Here is a 4,925-nt window from a genome sequence, read left to right on the forward strand (position 1 = left end):
GACGTGACCGGCACCGTGACCCTGGCCGAAGGCACCGAGATGGTCATGCCCGGCGACAACGTGTCGTTCGGCGTTGAGCTGATCGCGCCCATCGCGATGGAAAACGGCCTGCGTTTCGCGATCCGCGAAGGCGGCCGCACCGTCGGCGCCGGCGTCGTGTCGAAAATCATCGAGTAAGGCGCGCATGCCGCGCCTGGTTGCGGCAGGCGATTTTCCACAGGAAAATCTGCCGGGAGCAACTCGGTTGAACTAAAGAAGGCCGTCCCACACCGGGGCGGCCTTCTCAATTTCTGATTGTGGGCGAACCAGCAAACACATAACTCTCTGTGCTATAAAGAAAAGGTAGAAATAACGGAGAGAATCTGTGTCTAAAATTATCACCGTCCCGAATTTTGAAGATGGTGCAGCAATACTCGAGTTTATAAGAGAAACATCGTTATTGGATAGCTTCGCACTGGACTTTTCCCAGATTGGTTTTGCTAGTCCCTCGGGAATGGTCGTCCTAGCCCATTCAATCAACCTGGCCAACAGGCAAGGAAAAATTGAGGCCTTTCAAGGAGCGCAAAACTACGGATACCCAGCTAACGTCGGATTCTTCGAGGCATGTGGATTAAACGTACCAAGATATGAGGCTGGCGGCGGAGCCAACTACTATCCTTTAACGATCCATGACTTGAATGAGTTTCGTGCACACGCTGGCGAGCAAGGGAAACCGATAGGGGCGTACGTTAACGAGCGGGTCGGGCGTCTTGCATACTTGATTACTCGACGGACTAGCGGAAGCTTATTCGATCTAGTCAAATACTGCTTGCGCGAAATGATGCGGAATGCAGCTGAGCATAGTGAAGCTGATGAACTTTATGTCTGCGGCCAATACTGGCCTCGAAACAACAAGGTCGAGCTTGCAATTCTTGATAATGGTATCGGCCTAAAGTCGTCTTTGAAGCGAAATGAAAGTTTCTCGAATGTTGAAACTGATCTGGATGCGATAAGGCTGGCCCTGTTGCCTAGTGTTTCCGGCGTCAAGCCAATTGGAGAGATGCCGATTGCCGATGATACCAAAGAGAAAGAGTGGGAAAATTCCGGTTTCGGGCTATACGTCACCAGTCAACTTGCAAGAGAATGCGGCGAGTTTTCTCTGATTTCGGGAAGTGCGTGGCAGTTCCTCAAGGGACAAACTAAAGCGGACGTAGATTTTCAATTGAATGGTACGTTCGTTTCGATAGTTCTTGATGTTGCTGAGTTGCAAAGGACTGAAACTCGAATAGCTCAGATTGTGGCTAAAGGCGAGAGTTTCGCCAAGCGACACCTTGCGTCTGGGGCCGATGTGCTTGCTAGTGCTGCCTCTAAGTTCATCGTAAACTAAAAAGCGGGTTGCCAAACCCCACCAACGCCACTATTACGCGCGAGTTCTCACTAAGAACATCAAGGCGGGGTGATTCCCGCCTTTTGGGTTCGATGAGGGTTGGCGATGCGCGTCTGTCCTCCTCTCAACTCCAACGCCTGATAAAAGGCTGTTAATATGCAAAGCCAAAACATCCGTATTCGGCTGAAGGCATTTGACTATCGCGTTCTGGATGCCAGCACGCAAGAGATCGTCAACACTGCCAAGCGGACCGGCGCGAACGTGCGCGGCCCGATCCCGCTGCCGAACAAGATCGAGAAGTTCACGGTTCTCCGTGGCCCTCACGTTGACAAGAAATCCCGCGACCAGTTCGAGATCCGCACGCACAAGCGTCTTCTCGACATCGTTGATCCGACCCCCCAGACCGTTGACGCGCTGATGAAGCTCGACCTCGCTGCTGGTGTGGACGTCGAGATCAAGTTGCAGTCGTAATCGGAGGGTATGAGAATGCGCTCTGGTATTATCGCAAAAAAAGTTGGCATGACCCGCCTGTTCATGGAAGACGGCAAGCAGATCCCTGTGACCGTTCTTCACCTGGACAACCTGCAGGTCGTTGCACAGCGCACCGCTGACAAAGACGGCTACACCGCCGTTCAGCTGGGCGCCGGTGCCGCCAAGGCGAAACGCACCTCGAAGGCCATGCGCGGCCACTATGCCGCTGCCAAGGTCGAGCCCAAGCGTAAGCTGGCCGAGTTCCGCGTCTCCGAAGATGGCCTGATCGAAGTGGGTGCCGAGATTTCGGCAGAACACTTCCTGGAAGGTCAGAAGGTTGACGTATCGGGCACATCGATCGGTAAAGGCTTTGCCGGTGCGATGAAGCGCCACAACTTCGGTGGCCTGCGCGCCTCGCACGGTGTTTCGATCAGCCACCGTTCGCACGGTTCGACCGGTCAGTGTCAGGACCCGGGCAAGGTTTTCAAAGGCAAGAAGATGGCCGGTCACATGGGTGCTGCCCGTGTCACCACCCAGAACCTGGAAGTCGTCAAAACCGACGCCGAGCGTGGTCTGGTCTTCATCAAAGGCGCCGTTCCCGGACCGAAATCGGGCTGGGTCACCGTCAAGGACGCCGTGAAGAAGAAAGCACCGGAAGGCCTGCCTTTCCCGGCTGCTGTGAAATCGGCTGCGTCTGAAGCAACCGAAGCACCTGCGGAAGAAGCTCCCGCGGAAGGTGGTGAAGCATGAAACTTGATGTAATCAAACTGGACGGCGGCAAAGCCGGCGACATCGAGCTGAACGCCGATCTGTTCGGTCTCGAGCCGCGTGCGGACATCCTGCACCGTGTGGTCCGTTGGCAGCGCAACAACGCGCAGGCCGGCACCCACAAGGTCAAGACCCGCTCGGAAACCAGCTACTCGACCAAGAAGATCTATCGCCAGAAGGGCACCGGTGGCGCACGCCATGGTGACCGCAACGCGCCGATCTTCCGCAAGGGTGGTATCTACAAGGGCCCGACCCCTCGTTCGCACGGCCACGACCTGCCGAAAAAGTTCCGCAAGCTTGGCCTGCGCCACGCTCTGTCGGCCAAAGCCAAGGCAGGTGAACTGGTCGTGATCGAGAACGCCGAAGCCGAAGGCAAGACCGCCGCTCTGGCCAAACAGGTTGCAAACCTGGGCTGGAAACGTGCTCTGGTCATCGACGGCGCGACCGTGAACGAAGGTTTCCTGAAGGCGTCGCGCAACATCGAAGGTCTGGATATCCTGCCGTCGATGGGTGCAAACGTTTATGACATCCTCAAGCGTGACACTCTGGTGCTCACCAAAGCGGCTGTCGAAGCACTGGAGGCTCGACTGAAATGAGCGCGAAGGCAGAACACTACGACGTGATCCGCAAGCCGATCATCACCGAAAAGTCGACCATGGCGTCCGAAAACGGCGCGGTTGTCTTTGAAGTGGCGATCGACAGCAACAAGCCGCAGATCAAAGAGGCCGTCGAGGCGCTGTTTGGTGTTAAGGTCAAGGCGGTGAACACCACCGTGACCAAGGGCAAGGTCAAGCGGTTCCGTGGCCAGCTGGGCCGCCGGAAAGACGTCAAGAAGGCCTATGTGACCCTGGAAGAGGGTAACACCATCGACGTGACCACCGGTCTCTGATCGGATCCGTCATTTGGAAAATCAGAACCCCCGCGCAAGCGGGGGTTTTTTTGATGCGCTCCGGCGGAAGCGGCGCCCGTTGGCACGTGGCGCTGTCGATTGACAGCCTGTCAAACCGAAGGATTTCTTCGTTCGCGGGATGAAGCCGAATCCCGGAGGGCGTCAAGAGGGGGTGGCTGCTTCTGATTCTGAGACAATGCTGTGGGCCGGTGTTTCGGACATCGGCGATGGCAGTCCGACGAGTGACAGGGCAGGGCCCGCCGCTGCACGGCGGCACCGAGCGACGCGGAACCTTTGGCGGCGACAATCTCGTGGATCATCCTGTCGGATATGGCCTTGTCGAGTTGAATGCCGGCAAAATACTTGTTCCGCCAAACGATCCGGCCGCGCGAAACGTGTCCGCAAAAGAATAGTTTGACTTCTTCTCTCAAGACCCCTTCCTGCGGGGCCTCGACCCGCATCCCGCCCTCGCTGATATCGACGATATGGGTCTTGGTGCACCGGCTGCTGTTCCGCATCACCGCAGGTAAGTGACAGAAGTGCCGGACACTGCGGCGATTTTGCTCGGGGTTCCGCAGCACGATCAGCAGCGACAGCAACAACAGGGCCAGCAAGAAGAGGTTTTCGGTGATCGGCCAGTGCTCTCTCTGCGCAGCTGCTGGCTTAAGGGGATCCGGGGATTGAGAGCGGACGGTACTCAACAGCTCGGATCCACGGGCCGGAAACCGGATGGCTGCCGCGTCGCATTCAAAAGCCTTCTTGACGAAACCTAGTAACTCGCCATGGGCAAGCAATACGATATCAATCCGTCGAGACATTGCCGTGTTGAAGGCGATGGCCGCGCCGGACAGTCCGGCCAGATCCGGGATCAGGTTTTCCAGGTCGGCCTTGGCCCGCTGCACGGTCGGAATTGTGGCGAGTTCCTCGAAAGCTTCGATCTCGGCGTGAAAGCGAACAAGCTTCTCCAAGGTGGTTTCCGGGTCGTTGCTGCGCCCAGTTGCGCCCGCCTGTCTTGCCAAGCTTTCTAGTTCAGCAACGCGAGTGCATAAGGCCGCCGGGTCATGCTCAGCCAAGCAGCTAACGGCAGTCAGCAGGCTGAACAGATTGGTGCCAAAGGCAGTGCGAAGTCTTCTCATCTGTCATCTCCATCGCGAATCTAAACGGAGACGGATTAACGCGGAGTTACTGACGTCCATCGCTCTGCGGCCTTCACGTGACAGGTATGCGCCAAGTTCGCAGGGCAGGGCGCTTGACGGGCTGAGCACACTCCCTTGCTTCAGCCCATCCGCGTGGCCCCGGATTCGTCCGGGGTCATGCCTGTCGTTCGCGGAAACACCGGTACTGGGGACCTTCCGGGCCCTATACCCTTGGCACCTACGGGGGCCTCTCACATAGCGGGGAACCCCCTCGCACTTGCTAAACGGAAGACAG

7 protein-coding genes are annotated in these 4,925 nt (G+C 57.1%); 6 read left to right on the plus strand and 1 reads right to left on the minus strand.

The features are described from left to right. The 6 genes from AC2FF8_RS20440 to AC2FF8_RS20465 form a co-directional block, all read left to right on the plus strand. Positions 1 to 177: EF-Tu C-terminal domain-related protein (locus AC2FF8_RS20440; protein ID WP_480781542.1), on the plus strand; the 177-nt coding region annotated here is incomplete at its 5' end. Positions 178 to 364: 187 nt separating this feature from the next. Next, positions 365 to 1,366, plus strand: a complete 1,002-nt coding sequence (locus AC2FF8_RS20445; RefSeq protein WP_496880592.1) for a hypothetical protein — start codon at positions 365 to 367, stop codon at positions 1,364 to 1,366. 156 nt (positions 1,367 to 1,522) lie between these two features. After that, positions 1,523 to 1,837 (plus strand): 30S ribosomal protein S10, encoded by a 315-nt coding sequence (gene rpsJ, locus AC2FF8_RS20450; protein ID WP_008756422.1) that lies wholly within the window; start codon positions 1,523 to 1,525, stop codon positions 1,835 to 1,837. A 15-nt stretch (positions 1,838 to 1,852) separates the two neighbouring features. Beyond that, the gene (gene rplC / locus AC2FF8_RS20455) at positions 1,853 to 2,587 is read left to right on the plus strand and encodes a 50S ribosomal protein L3 (RefSeq protein WP_496880593.1); all 735 of its coding nucleotides are present in this window, start codon (positions 1,853 to 1,855) and stop codon (positions 2,585 to 2,587) included. Beyond that, the gene (rplD, locus tag AC2FF8_RS20460) at positions 2,584 to 3,201 is read left to right on the plus strand and encodes a 50S ribosomal protein L4 (RefSeq protein ID WP_155148664.1); all 618 of its coding nucleotides are present in this window, start codon (positions 2,584 to 2,586) and stop codon (positions 3,199 to 3,201) included. The genes rplC and rplD overlap by 4 nt, the downstream gene beginning before the upstream one ends. Next, the gene (locus AC2FF8_RS20465; RefSeq protein ID WP_170347256.1) at positions 3,198 to 3,494 is read left to right on the plus strand and encodes a 50S ribosomal protein L23; all 297 of its coding nucleotides are present in this window, start codon (positions 3,198 to 3,200) and stop codon (positions 3,492 to 3,494) included. The genes rplD and AC2FF8_RS20465 overlap by 4 nt, the downstream gene beginning before the upstream one ends. 110 nt (positions 3,495 to 3,604) lie before the next feature. Here the strand turns inward: AC2FF8_RS20465 and AC2FF8_RS20470 are convergent, their stop codons facing one another. Continuing rightward, on the minus strand, positions 3,605 to 4,630 hold the full coding sequence (locus AC2FF8_RS20470; protein WP_496880594.1) for a PilZ domain-containing protein: 1,026 nt from the start codon (positions 4,628 to 4,630) through the stop codon (positions 3,605 to 3,607). Positions 4,631 to 4,925: the final 295 nt, after the last annotated feature.

The organism is Ruegeria sp. YTSA144 (genome assembly GCF_059610125.1).